Raw genomic sequence first — 14,910 nt, 5'->3', positions numbered from 1 at the left:
TTCCCCGGATGCGGGTCCTGCACACCTCCGACTGGCACGTCGGCAAGGTCCTCAAGGGACAGGCCCGGTTGCCCGAGCAGATCCAGGTACTCGCCCGGGTGGTCGAGATCGCCCGTGCCGAACGCCCGGACCTGGTGATCGTCGCCGGTGACCTGTACGACACCTCCGCTCCCGGACCGGACGCCACCCGGGTGGTCACCCGGGCGTTGACCGCGTTGCGCGGCACCGGCGCCGACGTGGTGGCGATCGGCGGCAACCACGACAACGGGGCCGCGCTGGACGCGCTGCGGCCGTGGGCCGACGCCGCCGGGATCACCCTGCGCGGCGCCGTCCGGGACGACCCGGACGAGCACGTAATCACCGGCACCACCGGCGACGGCGAACGGTGGCGGCTGGTCGCGCTGCCGTTCCTGTCCCAGCGGTACGCCGTCCGGGCCACCGAGATGTACCAACTGACCGCGGCCGAGGCCAACCAGACGTACGCCGACCACATCGGGCGGGTGCTGGCCCGGCTCACCGCAGGGTTCGGTGAGCCAGGTGTGGTCGATCTGATCACCGCTCACCTGACCGTGGTCGGTGGGCGGTCCGGCGGCGGCGAGCGGGAGGTGCACACCGTCCTCGGGTACGCCGTACCGGCCACCGTCTTCCCGACCGGGGCGCACTACGTGGCGCTCGGTCACCTGCACCGCGCCCAGCAGCTCGAGGCGCCCTGCCCGGTGCGCTACAGCGGCAGTCCGCTGCCCATCGACTTCGGCGAGGAGGACAACGTCGGGTCGGTCAGCATCGTCGACGTCACCACCGGCACCGCCGCCCGGGTACGCGAGGTGCCGGTGGACGCCGCGACCCCGCTGCGTACCGTCCGCGGCACCCTCGACGAACTGGCCGCCGGCGAGTACGGCGACGCCTGGCTACGGGTGTTCATCCGGGAGACACCCCGGGCCGGGCTGCGCGAAGAGGTGCAGGCGCTGCTGCCCCGGGCGTTGGACGTGCGCATCGACCCGGAGTTCACCCGGTCCGCGTCCGCCGCCGGTACGACGCGCACCCCGCAGCGGGCCGGCCGGGCACCCGGGCAACTGTTCGCCGACTACCTGGACGCGCGCGGGCACGGCGATGACGACGTACGGACCCTGTTCGACACGCTGTACGAGGAGGTGACCTCGTCGTGAGGCCGCTGCGGCTGGACCTGGCCGGATTCACCGTGTTCCGGGAGGAGACCACGGTCGACTTCACCGACGCCGACTTCTTCGCCCTCGTCGGGCCGACCGGGTCGGGCAAGTCCAGCATCCTCGACGCGATCTGTTTCGCCCTGTACGGCGTGGTGCCGCGCTGGGGCAGCAGCCGGGGGATCGCCTCCGCGCTGGCACCGTCGGCCACCGAGGCCCGGGTGCGGCTGGTGTTCGAGAGCGCCGGCAGCCGCTACGTCGCCACCCGGGTGATCCGCCGCGACTCGCGGGGCGCGGTCAAGACCGGCAACGCCGGCCTGCAGTTGATGCCGCCCGGGTTCGACGTGACCCGGCTGGACACCGGGATGAGCCCGGACGACCTCGGCGAGGTGCTGGCCGGCACGCCTGCCGAGATGGAGCAGGCCGTGCTGGACGCGGTCGGGCTGCCGTACGAGCAGTTCACCACCTGCGTGCTGCTGCCGCAGGGCCGGTTCGCCGACTTCCTGCACGCCAAGCCGGCCACCCGCCAGCAGATCCTGGTCAACCTGCTCGGGCTGCACGTCTACGAACGGGTCCGGGAGCGGGCCACTGCCCGGGCGGGGGCCGCCGAGGCCGCGGTCGCGGCGGTCGACCAGTTGCTCGGTGGTCTCGCCGACGCCGATGAGGCGGCGGTGGCGGCTGCGGCGCGTCAGGTCGACGCGATGCGGGCGTTGGCGACCGCGGTCGACGCGGCGCTGCCTCGGTTGACGCAGGCCCAGCAGGCGGTGGCGAGCGCGGCCGACCAGGTGACGGCCCTGGACGACGAGGTCGGGCTGCTGGCCGGCGTCGCCGCACCGGCGGCCGCCGCCCGGCTGGCTGATCAGGCGGCGGCCGCCCGAGTCGCCGCCACCGACGCGGACCGGGCCGTCGCCGACGCCGAGGAACGGGAGGAGAAGGTCCGCGCCGAACTGGCCGCCATCGGTGACCCGGCCGACCGGCGGCTGCTGCTGCAGACACACGCCGAACGGGACCGGGTCGCCGCCGAAGCGGCCGAGCTGGCTCCGGCGCTCGCCGCCGCGCAGGCCGAACAGGTCGCCAGCCAGGCGGCACTGCGGTCGGCCCGGTCCGCCGCCGAGGCGGCGGACCACGAGTTGGACCGCGCCCGGCAGACGTACCAGGAGGCGCAGTCCGCCGACCTGGCCGCCGCGTTACGCCACGAGCTCGTCGCCGGGGCGGACTGTCCGGTCTGCGCGCAGCCGGTGAGCACGGTGCCGCCGGTGCCGGCCGGGTCCCGGGTCGCCGAGGCGAAGTCCGCCGGTCAGGCAGCGCGGGCCGCCGCCGACCAGGCCCGCCAGGCGGTCACCGAGGCCGAGCAGTCGCTGCGCGCGGTGGAGCGGGCCGTCGACCGGGCCAGGGTACGGGCAGAGCAGCTGACCGCCCGGCTGGCGCAACTCGACGCCCGGTTGTCCGACTCGCCCGGCGCCGACGCGTTGCGCACCGATCTGTCCACGGTCGACCGGTTACAGCGCGCCCTCGACGACGCCGGTGGCCAGGTCCGCCGGGCCCGGGAGGCGGCCCGTCAGGCGCAGCGCGCCGCCGTGACCGGCGAACAGCGGCTGCAGGCCGGCTGGCGGGAGTTCGACGCCGGCCGGGACGCCGTCGCCCGGCTGGCGCCGCCGGCCGCCGACCGCAGCGATCTGGCCGCAGCGTGGACGCTACTGACCGACTGGGCGCACCAGTTGCTCGCCGAACGCCGCACGGCGCGGGCGGAGGCGGACGCTCGACTGGCTTCGGCCCGGTCAGCGGCCAGCGGCGTCGCCGCCGACATCGACGCACTGTTCGTCGCTGCCGAGCTGGCACCGCCGGCCGGTGCCGATCCGGCCGGCTACCGGCAGGCGGCCGCGCTGGCGGTCCAGCGGGCGCAGACCGACCACGAACGGATCACCGAACGGTTCGCCCAGGCAGGTGAGCTGCGTGGCCGGCGGGCCGACCAGGAGCGGCAGGCCCAGCTGGCCCGGACGTTGGCCGGCCACCTGCGGGCCAACAACTTCGAGCGGTGGCTGCTGGTCGAGGCGCTGGACCTGCTGGTCGACGGCGCGTCGCGGATCCTGCGGGAGCTCTCCAGCGGTCAGTACGAGCTGGTGCACGACGCCGGTGAGTTCTTCGTCGTCGACCACCACGACGCCGGACTGCGGCGCGGGGTACGCACCCTGTCCGGCGGGGAGACCTTCCAGGCGTCGCTGGCGCTCGCCCTGTCGTTGTCGGAACAACTGGCCGGGATGTCGGCCAGCGCCGCCAGTCTGGAGTCGATCGTGCTGGACGAGGGCTTCGGCTCACTGGACGCGGCCACCTTGGACACCGTCGCCGCGACCCTGGAAGGGCTCGCCGCCCGAGGTGACCGGATGGTCGGCCTGGTGACTCACGTCCCGGCGCTGGCCGAGCGGGTACCGGTCCGGTTCGAGGTCAGCAAGGACGCCCGTACGGCCCGGGTCCGGCGGAGCGGGCTGTGACCGCGACCGTGACGGGCCGGCCGGTTACCGGGGTCCGCTGGTTCGTCGAGGGCTGGCAACCCGGCTACGGCACGTCGTTCGAGGCCGCCGACCCGGGTGGCCCCGGCGCCGCCGACGACGGTCAGGACGCCGCCGATCTCGCCGTGGAGCTGGATTCGGCGGCGTGGCGACCGTTGCGCCAGCCGGCCGATGTACGCGCACCGGACGTGGTGCTGCTGGTCGACGGGGTGCGTCGGATCGACGCCTCGTTGTGGAGCGAGGAGCCAGACGGAGTCTCGTACCCGGCGCTGGCCGCCTCGTACGCCGCCGGTGTGGTGCGCTGTGACCTGCGGCGCGGGGCCGCCCGGTTGGCCGGAGCCCGAACCGAGCGGGGCCTGTTCACGCCGAGCACCGCCGCCACCGACCTGGTCGTCGGGCGGGTGCGCTATCCGGCGCGGCGGGTCGACGACGCCGATCCGGCCGTACTGCCGCAGGCGGTGCAGCCGGCGCTGGCCGCGCTGGAGATCGCCGTCTCCGAGCAGGCCCGCGTCGACGGCGCGGACGACCCGGCGGATCTGCTGGTGGTGGATGGTCCACTGCGCGGGCGCCGGCTGCCGAACACGGTCGGCTACGTCAAGTCGCAGCGCCAGCCGTACCTGCCGGCGAGTCTGATCCCGGTGGTGACCGCGCTGCAACCGGCGGAACGCAGCCCGGTGTTCCTGCGCGGCACCCGGTGGCGCAGCTACTCGTGGTATCTGCGGCTGCCCGGGCCGCGGGGCGCGCCGTGGGCGGGCATCGTCCGGGTGGAGTGCCGGCCAGACCTGACGCCGCAGGCGGCGATCGCGCTGGCCGACCTCTCGCTGGCGACGCTGCCCCGGTTCGCCTCGGCTCCGTACAAGGACCCCCGGGCACCGCAGAACCTGGTGCCGATCGCCGGGCTGGAGCGACGGCTGCGGGCGATGCTCGGCGATGCCCGGCTGCTGCACCGGGCGCTCAGTCTCTCGGCGGCCGGGCAGGAGAGTCCGGCGTGGCGGTGACCGGCATACTGTGCCGATGGGCCGTACCCGCAGGACAGCGCCGCCCGCGGTCCAGGTAGACACGGGCACCGCGCGGCTCGTCCGGGACCCGGACCGGCGGCGGGCGTACACCCTGCTGTTGGACGGCACCCAGCAGTCCCACGTCGATCTCGACGATCCGACACACCTGGAGTTCGAGTACGTCCGCCGGATCGCCGCGGCGATCGACCTGGCCGCCCCGGCCGGTGCCCCACTGCGGGTGCTGCACCTGGGCGGCGGTGGGCTGACCCTGCCTCGCTACCTGGCCGCCACCCGTCCCGGGTCGAGCCAGCGGGTGGTGGAAATCGACGCCGCGTTGACCGAGCTGGTCCGCCGCGAACTGCCCTGGCCGGCCGACCGCAATCTGCGGGTCCGGGTCGGTGACGCACGGTCCGCCGTCGAGCAGGCTCGCACGGACAGCTACGACCTGGTGATCGCGGACGTGTTCGCCGGTGCCCGCACTCCGGCACGGCTGAGCTCGGTCGAGTTCGTCACCGAGGTCGCCCGGGTACTCGCACCCGGCGGCCAGCTGCTGTCCAACGTGGCGGACGGCCCGCCGCTGGGCTGGGCCCGCCAGCATCTGGCGTCGGTACGGCAGGTGCTGCCCGGCATCTGCCTGATCGCCGACGCGGCGGTGCTGCGTCAGCGCCGGTACGGCAATCTGGTGGTGGTCGCCGGACGCGCCGAGCCGGACGTCGGAGAGCTGACCCGGCGGGCCGCCGGTGACTGGTTTCCCAGCCGGGTGCTGCACGCTGCGGCGCTGGACCGGTTGATCGGGACGGCGTCGCCGATCGCCGACGCGAGCGCGCAGCCGTCGCCGCCCCCACCGGACGGAATTTTTCCGGGCGGACGTTGATCCATCCGCCGGGCGGCTCCGTACCTCGGGGTGGGCCCCCAGCCGCGGGCCATGTCGACGTCGGATGGAGGTCCTGCGATGTACGCGGTCGCCAGCGGCTGGCAGGCGGAGAGGATCCGGCCGGGCGTGACCGGCAACGGTTCGGCCACGGCCCGCAGCACGCAACGTTGGCAGAGCATCGACGGGAGGGCGGCCGAGCGCGATGATGAGCCGGTGACGCCACGGACCGCAGGGAGCCGGCAGCAGGCCGGGACAGCGGAATCCAGCCACGGGGACGATCTCGTCCGCACACTGTACGCAGAGCACGCCCGGCCGCTGCTGGGATTCGTGTTACGGCTCACCGGGGGGGACCGGCAACGGGCCGAGGACATCGTCCAGGAGACACTGCTGCGGGCGTGGCGCAACGCCCACCGGCTCGGCGCGCAGGGCCAGGCGTCGCTGCGACCGTGGCTGGTGACCGTCGCCCGACGCATCGCGATCGACGACCACCGCAGCGAGAAGGCTCGCCCGACCGAGGAGTACGACCGGGATCTGGAGAGCTTCGCCGAGTCCGACGGTACCGATCAGGTGCTGCGACAGATGACCGTCGCCGACGCGTTGCGCACGCTCAGCCAGCCGCACCGGGAGATCCTGGTCGAGACGTACTTCCGCGGCCGAACGGTCCCGGAGGCGGCCGCGGAGCTGGGGCTGCCACTGGGTACCGCCAAGTCGCGGGTCTACTACGCGCTACGAGCGCTGCGGACGGCGCTGCAACAGCGGGGGGTTACAGAATGACACGGTCCGCCCACTGGGATGTCGGAGCGTACGCGCTCGGCGCACTCGATGCCGACGACGTCGAGCGGTTCGAGGAGCATCTCGCCGGCTGCTGGGCCTGCGCGGCAGAGTTGGAGTCACTCATTCCGATCGTCGGGTTGATGTCCACCGTAGACATCGACCAGTTGGAGGACAGCCCCGTCCTCCCTCAGTCCGGCCCCACCGGTGTGAACCGGGCTGGTGGGGCGGACGGCGGCGACGGCGGCGCGCCGGTGCCGATCCGGCCGACCTTGCGGCCCGACGCCGACCAGCGTCGCGACCACGGTCAGGTCCGGCCGCTCGGCCACGCCGGTAGGCCCCGACGGCTGTTCGCGGGCCGCCCGCTACAGATCGCCGCCGGGTTCGTGCTGCTGGCGACGCTCACCGGTTTCTCGTTCTTCGCCGGGTCGGTCTGGTCAGATGGTTCGGCGACACCGCAGGCCGTGCCGCAGACGTCGGTCTCGGCCAGCCCGTCACCGGTCGATCCGCAGTCCGGGGTCGGTGGTCCGGAGGTCACCGGCGAAAAGTTCAACGCGGTCGACCCCACCACCGGGGTGGAGGCGGACGTGGTGCTGGAGGAAGCCGCGTGGGGCACCCAGGTGTCGTTCGCGCTACGCCGGGTGCCGGGTCCGATGCAGTGCCGGATCGTGGTGCTGCGGGCTTCCGGGACCGCCGAGGTGCTCTCCACCTGGACGGTGCCCGAGGCCGGGTACGGCACCGCAGAGCAACCCGCGCCGTTGCTGCTGAGCACATCGACGGCCGCACCCCGGGACGATATCGAACGGATTCAGTTCCAGGCGGTCGACCAGTCCGGGGTCGCCACCGCGATCGTTACCGTACCGGTCTGAACAGTACCGGTCTGAACGGAGGGTCGACGTCCATTCCTGACGTACGCCGCGAACGGGCGTCGCGATATCTGCGCCAGCAGATCCGACGTACGTGCAGCCCGTGGGTGTCCGAATTAACGGATACCCACGGGCTGTTCTGTCTCTGGTCGTCGTCACGCGTTTGGCGCCAACCCGTGACCGGCGCATTCTGCTCCTGATCGGCATGACGGCGGCCGGCTGCACGTAGGACACGACGACCCGGTTCAACGACGGGCTGTGAAATTGTGCACTCGGCATTACCGATCCAAACCGGGATGCGCTGCGTACTCCTTGATGAAGCCCGATGTGGACGAATGAGGGAGGGCACGTGGCACTGGGAAAGCGGACCGTCATAGTCGCAGGCGCGCTGGCGGCACTCGTGTTGCCGGGTTGCGCCCCGGCAGGTTACAACCCGGACGACTTTGGCGGCGCTCAGGCCCAGCCAGTCGTCAACGCGGCAAACGCGGCATCGGCCGCGCCCGAGCCGGTGGAAACCGAGGACATCGCGGTCGAGGTCGCCGACGAGGACCTCACCAAGGAGCTGGTCGGCAAGGCCGTCGACAAGATGGGTGACGTCGTCACCGACGAGGACGGCTGGCTGCTCTACCGCTTCGAGGAGGACTCCAACGACCCGGCGACCTCGAACTGTGAGGGTGACTGTGCCAAGATCTGGCCGCCGGCGCTGACCGACGGCGACCCCATTTTGTCCGGGGTGGACGAGGATCTGGTCGGCACGGTCAACCGGCCGGACGGCACCCGGCAACTGACCATCGACGGCTGGCCGATCTACTACTACGCCGGTGACGAGAAGCCCGGTGACTGGAAGGGCCAGGGTGTCGGCGGCACCTGGTACGTCGTGCAGCCGGACGGCACGAAGAACCTGGAGTGCCTGCCGGAGGGCACCCCGAAGCCGATTGCGGTGCCGGACGGTGACGGCCGAGACAACATCAAGGGCCTCGACGACAGCAAGGACTCGGACAGCTTCGACAGTGACTCTGAGGACTCGGGCGACTACGACTACTGACTCTTCCAAGGCGCCCCGTGAATCGCGGCGGCCGGTCGTTGCCAGGGAGGGCGCGGCCGGCCGTCGCCACGTTATACGGTGGATCCGCCACCGGCACCTCGAGCCGGTTCTTGAAGCCCGCATTAAGTGCCTCCTAAGTGTTTCGTAGTTGCTCCAAGGATTGTTGACTGTTGTGGAGTGACATCCATACGGTCGACGGCAGTGGCGAACCACAGCCATCACCAACTGCGTTGCACCCGGACGACCAATTGGCGTTCGACGAAAGAGGTGGCACCACGTGAACAGCTCACAGCGCCGCAGGCGTACCGGCGACCAGCCAACACGCCGGGGCAGATCGGCGGGCAGCACCCGCAACCGCGTCATCGCGGTGACGACGATGTTGGCGGTCTTCGGCGGCGTGGTGGCGGTGACCCAGATCTCGTCTGCCGGAACCCGCAGCGACCGGGACCGAGACCGTGGTCGCGACCGGGCCGCCGCGGTCTGTGTAAGCCCGAGCGCGTCGGTCGATCCGGCGGACACCGGGACCACCGTGGACAGCAACGGCGTACGGCACCACTGGGGTGACGGCCAGCGCGGCCCGGACCAGTGCCAGGACTCCCCCGCACCCGGCGATCCGACCGACGCGCCGGCCGGGTTGGAGATTCTCGGCGACGACTGCACCGACAGTTCGCTGGCCCCGCACGAGGGTTTCCAGGACGGTGAGCGGTGTGTCAGTACGGCGTTCGGCGAGGTCGGCGACGCGGACACCAACCCGCAGCTGATGATCATCTCGTCGCCGAGGCGGGTACGCGCGAACCAACCGTTCACCCTGCGGATCAGCACCCGAAACCTGGTACGCGACCGGTTCCTGCCGGCCGGGCAGGGCGGCTACTACCTGGAGAGCTCGTTCCTGACCGAGGACGGCCTGACCCGCGGGCACTTCCACACCGCGTGCCGGATGCTGACCAGCAACCGCACCGCTCCCGAACCTGGCCCGGTACCGGCGTTCTTCGTAGCGACAGAGGACGGTCAGGGTGGCGCCGGCGCCGACGAGGTGACCGTCGAGGTGCCCGGCCTGCCCGGCCCCGGTATCGCCCAGTGCGCGTCGTGGGCCGGCGACGGCTCGCACCGGGTGCCGATGATGCAGCGGGCCAATCAGATTCCCGCCTTCGACGTGGTCCGGGTTGTCGTCACCCGATGAGGTCGGCCGGCACCGGCGGTGACCGCCGGTGACCCGGGTCCAGCGAACCGACGCCGGGACGAGCCTGCTGCTCGTCCCGGCGTCGATGCTGTCCGCCGCTGCTGGCACAGTGGCCGGCATGGTCGTGGAAAGACGGACGTCCGGGGGCACGCCGGAGCCGGCTGGGGCCGATCCGGCGCGGGTCCGGGTGCTGCGGCCGCCGGACGGCTACCAGCTGGCCGGCTCGGTACGGACGCTGGTGATGGGCCGACACGACCCGTGCGCCCGATGGCTGGCGGGCACCTTCTGGTGGACCGCCCGTACCCCGGCCGGGCCGGCGACCCTGGCGCTGCACCGACACGGCGGCGACCTCGTCGCCGCCGGCTACGGACCCGGCGCCAGCCAGATCTGCGACATCGCCGATGCGGTCTCCGGGCTCCGCGACGACGTGTCCGATTTCCTGCCCATGGCCCGCCGGCATCCGGTCGTCGCGGCGGTGGTCCGCCGCTACGCCGGCGTCCGGCTCCCGGCCACCGGGCAGGTGTTCCCCCGGTTGCTGCGGGCCGTGCTGGAGCAGAAGGTCACCGGTGCGGAGGCGTACCGCGGGTACGCGGCGGCGGTCCGCCAATTCGGCGCACCAGCTCCCGGCCCGATCGCTGGCCTCTGGGTCGCGCCAGAGCCGGCGACCCTCGCCGCCGCGCCGTACTGGGCGCTGCATCCGCTGGGCATCGAGCAACGACGGGCGCAGGCCCTGTGCGGCGCGGCGGCGGTCGCCGACCGGCTGTCGGACAGCGCCGACCCGCAGACGGCCATCCGGCGGTTGACCGCGCTGCCCGGGATCGGCCCGTGGACCGCCGCCGAGGTGGTCCGGGTGGCGTTCGGCGCGGCCGACGCGGTGAGCGTCGGCGACTACCACCTGCCGAACACGGTGGCCTGGGCGCTGGCCGGCGAGGCCCGCGCGACCGACACCCGGATGCTCGAACTACTGGAACCGTTCCGGGGACACCGCGGTCGGGTCTGTCTGCTGCTGGAGCTGGCCGGGGTACGGGCGCCCCGGTTCGGGCCCCGGGCCCCGGTCCGCTCCTTTGCCGCCTACTGACCCGCTCTCACCGGGCTGGCTCCGAACCGGGTTGCCGGCGGTCAGCGGGTGAGCCGGCGCAGCGCGGTGCCCAGCCGGTGGGCGTAGGCCCGCTGCGCCAGCGCACCCAGTGGTCCGGCCAGCCGCATGAGCGGCGCCACCGGCCGGCTGAACGCCACCACCGACAGCCACACCCGGTCGCCGTCGCGGTGCACCAGGAACGCCTCCTCGCCACTGGCCGGGTGGCCGGGCAGAGTGCCGTACGCGAATCCGGCAAGGTCCGGCTCGTCAACCGCCCACACCACCGCGCATGGCGCGGCGATCCGCAGCGGCCCCACGCCGAGACCGACCGTCACCAGCACACCGGCCTCGGCCCGGGGAGCCGACGCCGTGACCCGGGCACCGGCGGCCCGGTGCATCCGCCAGGTGAGCACCGCCTCGGCCGCCGCCGGGAAGCTGCCGGGCCGTAGCCGGCTACGGGACCGCAGATGGCGGTAGCCCGCCGGCAGCGGCGGTACGGCCTGCCGGACCGATCCGGCCTGGTGGCGCAGCACGGCGGTGGCGCCGGTCTGCGGGTAGGTGAAGCTGGGCATGCGATCCGCCTTTCCCTTACGGTCGCCGGGACGGCGCCGACGAGCGGAGCAGGACACCGGCCAGGACAGCCGGTCCGGTCACCTGGATTGTCCTCCGATCGACCGTTTGTCGCTGCGGTAATCAGCGGTATGGTCGGCCACCATGACAGCGTTCACACCAGTCCTGCCCGAGCGGACCGCCGGCTACCTGCGGGCCGGTCTGCACCAGGTCAAGGGCTGGCTGAACGTCTCAACCGCCGTGTACCTCAGTGGCGTGGAGGCCGCCCAGCGCGGGGCGGGGGTGAGCGGCGACGTGGCCGAGATCGGCATTCACCACGGCAAGTCGTTCCTGTGCCTCGCCCTGGATCTGCCAGCGGATCAGCGGGCGGTCGCCATCGACGTCTTCGACGACCAGACTGCCAACCTCGACCAGTCCGGACGCGGTGACCGGGACATTTTCGAGCAGAACCTCGCGACCTACGGCGCCGGCGACAACGTCGACATCGTGCAGTCGTCGAGTCTCGACCTGGAGCAGGCCGGCTTCGTCGCCGCCGGGCGCCGCTTCCGGATCTTCTCCATCGACGGTGGCCACACCGACCAGATCACGGTGAACGACCTGCGAATCGCCGAGCGGACCGTAGTCGACCACGGGCTGGTGGTACTCGACGACGTACTCAACCGGCACTGGCTCGGCGTGATCACCGGCCTGTTCAGCTACCTCGGCGACGGCGGCAGCCTGGTGCCCGCCGTGTTGGTGCCCAACAAGCTGATCCTGGCCACCTCGGCCGACCAGGCGAAACACTGCCGGGCGATGTTCGCCGAGCAGTTCCCGGACGGGCTGGAGAAGGCCGACGTACCGCTGGCCGGCCATCAGATCGACGTCTACGGCGACCGCCCCTGGCTGGTACGCGGCGAGGACGGCCGCAGCGAACCGGTCACCGGTCACGAGTTGATGGCGACGATCACCGCAGCCCGGCTCGGCGAGCTTGAACAGCAATTGCGCTCCGCCCGGGCGGAGCTCGACACGACACGCCGCCAGCTCGACGCGACCCGCCAGCAGCTGCGGACGGCGGCCCAGCCGTTGTACCGGCGCGCGGCACGCCGGCTGCCGTGGCTGGTCCGCCCGGTCCGGCCGGTGTTGCGCCGGGTCCGTGCCGTGGTCCGGCGGCCCCGTTAGTCGTCTTCCGCCGGCCGGCGGTCCGGCGGATCGTCGGACCGGGATGGTTCACTGGGTGGGTGACTTTCCCGATCGCCCTACCGATCGAGCCGATGCTGGCGAAACCGGTCGCGACGCTGCCGGTCGCCGCCGGGATGAGCTACGAGCCCAAGTGGGACGGCTACCGCTGTGTCATCTTCCGTGACGGTGATCAGGTCGAGCTGGCCAGTCGCGGCGGAAAGACGCTGACCAGGTATTTTCCCGAGGTCATCGAGCAGGCCCGGCAGCAGTTGCCGCCCCGGATCGTGGTGGACGGCGAGTTGGTGGTGATCCGGCCGGAGACCGGGCGGTCCCGGCTCGACTTCGACCTGCTCGGCCAGCGGATCCATCCGGCGGCCTCCCGGGTGCGGCTGCTCGCCGAGCAGACCCCGGCCTCCTTCGTCGCCTTCGACCTGCTGGCGCTGGGCGACGAGGTGCTGCTCGACGAGCCGTTCACCACCCGCCGGGCCCGGCTGACCGACACGCTGGCGGCAGTCACCGCACCGGTGCATCTGACCCCGGTGACCACCGACCCGGACACCGCCCGCCGCTGGTTCGAGCTCTTCGAAGGCGCCGGCCTCGACGGCGTCATCGCCAAGCCGGCCGAGCTGCGCTACGAGCCCGGGAAGAGGACGATGTTCAAGGTCAAGCACGGGCGGACCGCCGACGTGGTCGTCGCCGGCTTCCGCTGGCACAAGTCCGGCCCGGTGGTCGGGTCACTGCTACTCGGGCTCTTCGACGACGCCGGGGTGCTGCACCACGTCGGCGTGTGTGCGTCGTTCACCGCCGCCCGGCGCGCGGAGCTCGTCGACGAGCTGGCGCCGTTGCGCGCCACTGCCGCGGACCACCCGTGGGGGTCGGGTGACGACGGCTCCGGCCAGCGGATCCCGGGCGCGCCGAGCCGGTGGAGCGGCGGCAAGAACCTCGAGTGGCAGCCGCTGCGGCCCGAACTGGTCGCCGAGGTCGCCTACGACGCGATGGAGGGCGACCGGTTCCGGCACACCGCACGGTTCAAACGCTGGCGTACCGACCGGGAGCCGGCCTCCTGCCGGTACGACCAGCTGGACCGGCCGGTCCGGTTCGACGTGGACCGGGTGCTGGCCGGCGACCCGACCAGCCAGCAGTGAGCCGGCGCCGCTGGCTGCCCACGAGCCGGCGCCGCTGGCTGCCTGCCGTCGCGGCCGTCGTGGTCGGTTCGCTGGTCGGCCTGACCGGGTGCACGGCGGCGCGGCCCGACCCCGGGGCGGCCGGCGGGCCCGACCCACCGCCGCACTGGCAGCCCTGCCCGGAGTCGACCACGCATCGGTACGGCCCACCACCCGACGGGCTGCGCTATGCCTGCGCCACGATCGACGTACCGGTCGACTGGGCCGCCGGTCCCACCGCCGGCACCCTTTCGGTCGCGCTGATCCGGGCCCGGTCGGCCCGGCAGCAGGACCGCATCGGCACGTTGGTGGTCAACCCGGGCGGGCCCGGTGTCTCCGGGGTGGACGCCGCCGCCCGGTTGGCGCTGGGCGAACGGTTCGGCGGCCTACCGGAGACGGTGCTGCGCCGGTTCGACCTGGTCGGCTTCGACCCGCGCGGGGCCGGCCGCTCCGACCCTGTCGACTGCGTCGACGACAGCGACTGGGACGCCACCTTCGGGGCGGACCCGGACCCCCGTGAGCCGGCCGCCTTCGCCGAGGCCGCCGCGCTCGGTCAACGGATCGCGGCCGGCTGCGCGGCACGCTACGGCGAGCGCCTCACCGCGTACTCCACCCAGCAGACTGCCCGGGACCTGGACGCCGTGCGAGCGGCGGTCGGCGACGAGCAGCTGACCTTCCTCGGCTACTCGTACGGGAGCCTGCTGGGAGCCACCTACGCGCACCTGTTCCCGCACCGGGTCCGCGCGCTGGTGCTCGACGGCGCGGTCGACCCGGGGCAGGACCCGGTCGCCGGGTCGCTGGGTCAGGCCGCCGGCTTCGAACGGGCGTTCGCCGCCTTCGGGCGGTGGTGTTCCGGCGCACCGGCGGCCTGCCCGATCAGCGCCGACCCGGCCGGCACGCTGGCCGAGGCGATGGACCGGGCCCGGCAGGGCCCGGTCACCGGGGCGGACGGCCGGGCGGCCACTGCGGGCTGGATCTTCTACGCCGTGGTTGCCTCGCTGTACGACCGCAGCGGCTGGCCACGGCTGGGCCGGGCGCTGGCCGAGCTGGGCGACGGCGACCCGGGCCCGGTTTTCGACCTCGCCGACGGCTACACCGGTCGCGGCGACGACGGCCGGTACGGCAACCTGTTCGCCGCCAACCTGGCGGTCAACTGCGCCGACGCCGAGGTGCCGCTGGGCGTCGACGAGATTCGGCAGCTGCAGCAGCAGTGGCGCCGGCAGCATCCGACGTTCGGTCCGCCGCTCGCCGTCGGCCTGCTGGCCTGCGTCAACTGGCCGGTCGCGACCGACCCGTACCCGGTCGGGCCGGCGGTCGGTGCCGCGCCGATCCTCGTGGTCGGCACCACCGGTGATCCGGCCACCCCGTACGAGCAGGCACCACGGCTGGCCGAGTCGCTCGGCACCGGCGTGCTGGTGATCCACGAGGGCGACGGGCACACGGCGTACCCGCACGTGGCTTGCGTGGCCGACGTGGTGGACGCGTACCTGATCGATCTGACGGTGCCCGATGACGGCCTGACCTGCTCGTCCTGACC

Annotated in this window: 13 protein-coding genes; 12 read left to right on the top strand and 1 reads right to left on the bottom strand. The window is 72.9% G+C overall.

The features are described 5' to 3' along the window. Positions 1-8: 8 nt before the first annotated feature. The 9 genes from O7621_RS16225 to O7621_RS16185 all read left to right on the top strand — a co-directional run bounded on the left by O7621_RS16225 (position 9) and on the right by O7621_RS16185 (position 10,482). Positions 9-1,166, top strand: a complete 1,158-nt coding sequence (locus tag O7621_RS16225; RefSeq protein WP_282230044.1) for an exonuclease SbcCD subunit D — start codon at positions 9-11, stop codon at positions 1,164-1,166. Then, the gene (locus O7621_RS16220; protein WP_282230043.1) at positions 1,163-3,652 is read left to right on the top strand and encodes an SMC family ATPase; all 2,490 of its coding nucleotides are present in this window, start codon (positions 1,163-1,165) and stop codon (positions 3,650-3,652) included. Before O7621_RS16225 ends, O7621_RS16220 begins: the two co-directional genes overlap by 4 nt. Next, on the top strand, positions 3,649-4,668 hold the full coding sequence (locus O7621_RS16215; RefSeq protein WP_282230042.1) for a hypothetical protein: 1,020 nt from the start codon (positions 3,649-3,651) through the stop codon (positions 4,666-4,668). The genes O7621_RS16220 and O7621_RS16215 overlap by 4 nt, the downstream gene beginning before the upstream one ends. A gap of 16 nt (positions 4,669-4,684) precedes the next feature. Continuing rightward, positions 4,685-5,542, top strand: coding sequence for a fused MFS/spermidine synthase (locus tag O7621_RS16210; protein WP_282230041.1), 858 nt, complete (start codon positions 4,685-4,687; stop codon positions 5,540-5,542). A 78-nt stretch (positions 5,543-5,620) separates the two neighbouring features. Continuing rightward, a complete protein-coding gene (locus O7621_RS16205; protein WP_282230040.1) occupies positions 5,621-6,316 on the top strand; it encodes a sigma-70 family RNA polymerase sigma factor in 696 nt (231 codons plus the stop codon). After that, positions 6,313-7,182: a zf-HC2 domain-containing protein gene (locus O7621_RS16200; protein ID WP_282230039.1), complete on the top strand. Its 870-nt coding sequence runs from the start codon at positions 6,313-6,315 to the stop codon at positions 7,180-7,182. Before O7621_RS16205 ends, O7621_RS16200 begins: the two co-directional genes overlap by 4 nt. A 346-nt stretch (positions 7,183-7,528) precedes the next feature. Continuing rightward, the gene (locus O7621_RS16195; protein ID WP_282230038.1) at positions 7,529-8,224 is read left to right on the top strand and encodes a hypothetical protein; all 696 of its coding nucleotides are present in this window, start codon (positions 7,529-7,531) and stop codon (positions 8,222-8,224) included. A 277-nt stretch (positions 8,225-8,501) separates the two neighbouring features. Then, positions 8,502-9,404 (top strand): hypothetical protein, encoded by a 903-nt coding sequence (locus O7621_RS16190; RefSeq protein WP_282230037.1) that lies wholly within the window; start codon positions 8,502-8,504, stop codon positions 9,402-9,404. A 118-nt stretch (positions 9,405-9,522) separates the two neighbouring features. Beyond that, positions 9,523-10,482: a DNA-3-methyladenine glycosylase 2 family protein gene (locus tag O7621_RS16185; RefSeq protein WP_282234618.1), complete on the top strand. Its 960-nt coding sequence runs from the start codon at positions 9,523-9,525 to the stop codon at positions 10,480-10,482. Positions 10,483-10,523: 41 nt separating this feature from the next. On the opposite strand, the gene O7621_RS16180 is transcribed toward O7621_RS16185, so the two are convergent. Further along, positions 10,524-11,054, bottom strand: a complete 531-nt coding sequence (locus O7621_RS16180; protein ID WP_282230036.1) for a DUF1990 domain-containing protein — start codon at positions 11,052-11,054, stop codon at positions 10,524-10,526. Positions 11,055-11,196: 142 nt separating this feature from the next. On the opposite strand from O7621_RS16180, the gene O7621_RS16175 reads away from it, so the two are divergent. From O7621_RS16175 to O7621_RS16165, 3 genes are read left to right on the top strand one after another with little or no spacing between them, the layout of a single operon-like run. Beyond that, positions 11,197-12,210 (top strand): class I SAM-dependent methyltransferase, encoded by a 1,014-nt coding sequence (locus tag O7621_RS16175; RefSeq protein ID WP_282230035.1) that lies wholly within the window; start codon positions 11,197-11,199, stop codon positions 12,208-12,210. A gap of 59 nt (positions 12,211-12,269) precedes the next feature. Beyond that, positions 12,270-13,355, top strand: coding sequence for an ATP-dependent DNA ligase (locus tag O7621_RS16170; protein WP_282230034.1), 1,086 nt, complete (start codon positions 12,270-12,272; stop codon positions 13,353-13,355). After that, positions 13,352-14,908, top strand: a complete 1,557-nt coding sequence (locus tag O7621_RS16165) for an alpha/beta hydrolase (RefSeq protein WP_282230033.1) — start codon at positions 13,352-13,354, stop codon at positions 14,906-14,908. Before O7621_RS16170 ends, O7621_RS16165 begins: the two co-directional genes overlap by 4 nt. Positions 14,909-14,910: the final 2 nt, after the last annotated feature.

Source organism: Solwaraspora sp. WMMD937 (assembly GCF_029581175.1).
GTDB lineage: Bacteria > Actinomycetota > Actinomycetes > Mycobacteriales > Micromonosporaceae > Micromonospora_E.
This window is presented reverse-complemented; position numbering and strand designations above follow the sequence as displayed.

Excerpts from the sequence above, each read along its gene's own strand:
- O7621_RS16225 (WP_282230044.1), top strand. The coding sequence starts at position 9 with ATGCGGGTCCTGCACACCTCCGACTGGCACGTCGGCAAGGTCCTCAAG.
- O7621_RS16210 (WP_282230041.1), top strand. The coding sequence starts at position 4,685 with ATGGGCCGTACCCGCAGGACAGCGCCGCCCGCGGTCCAGGTAGACACG.
- O7621_RS16205 (WP_282230040.1), top strand. The coding sequence starts at position 5,621 with ATGTACGCGGTCGCCAGCGGCTGGCAGGCGGAGAGGATCCGGCCGGGC.
- O7621_RS16200 (WP_282230039.1), top strand. The coding sequence starts at position 6,313 with ATGACACGGTCCGCCCACTGGGATGTCGGAGCGTACGCGCTCGGCGCA.
- O7621_RS16185 (WP_282234618.1), top strand. The coding sequence starts at position 9,523 with ATGGTCGTGGAAAGACGGACGTCCGGGGGCACGCCGGAGCCGGCTGGG.
- O7621_RS16180 (WP_282230036.1), bottom strand. The coding sequence starts at position 11,054 with ATGCCCAGCTTCACCTACCCGCAGACCGGCGCCACCGCCGTGCTGCGC.
- O7621_RS16175 (WP_282230035.1), top strand. The coding sequence starts at position 11,197 with ATGACAGCGTTCACACCAGTCCTGCCCGAGCGGACCGCCGGCTACCTG.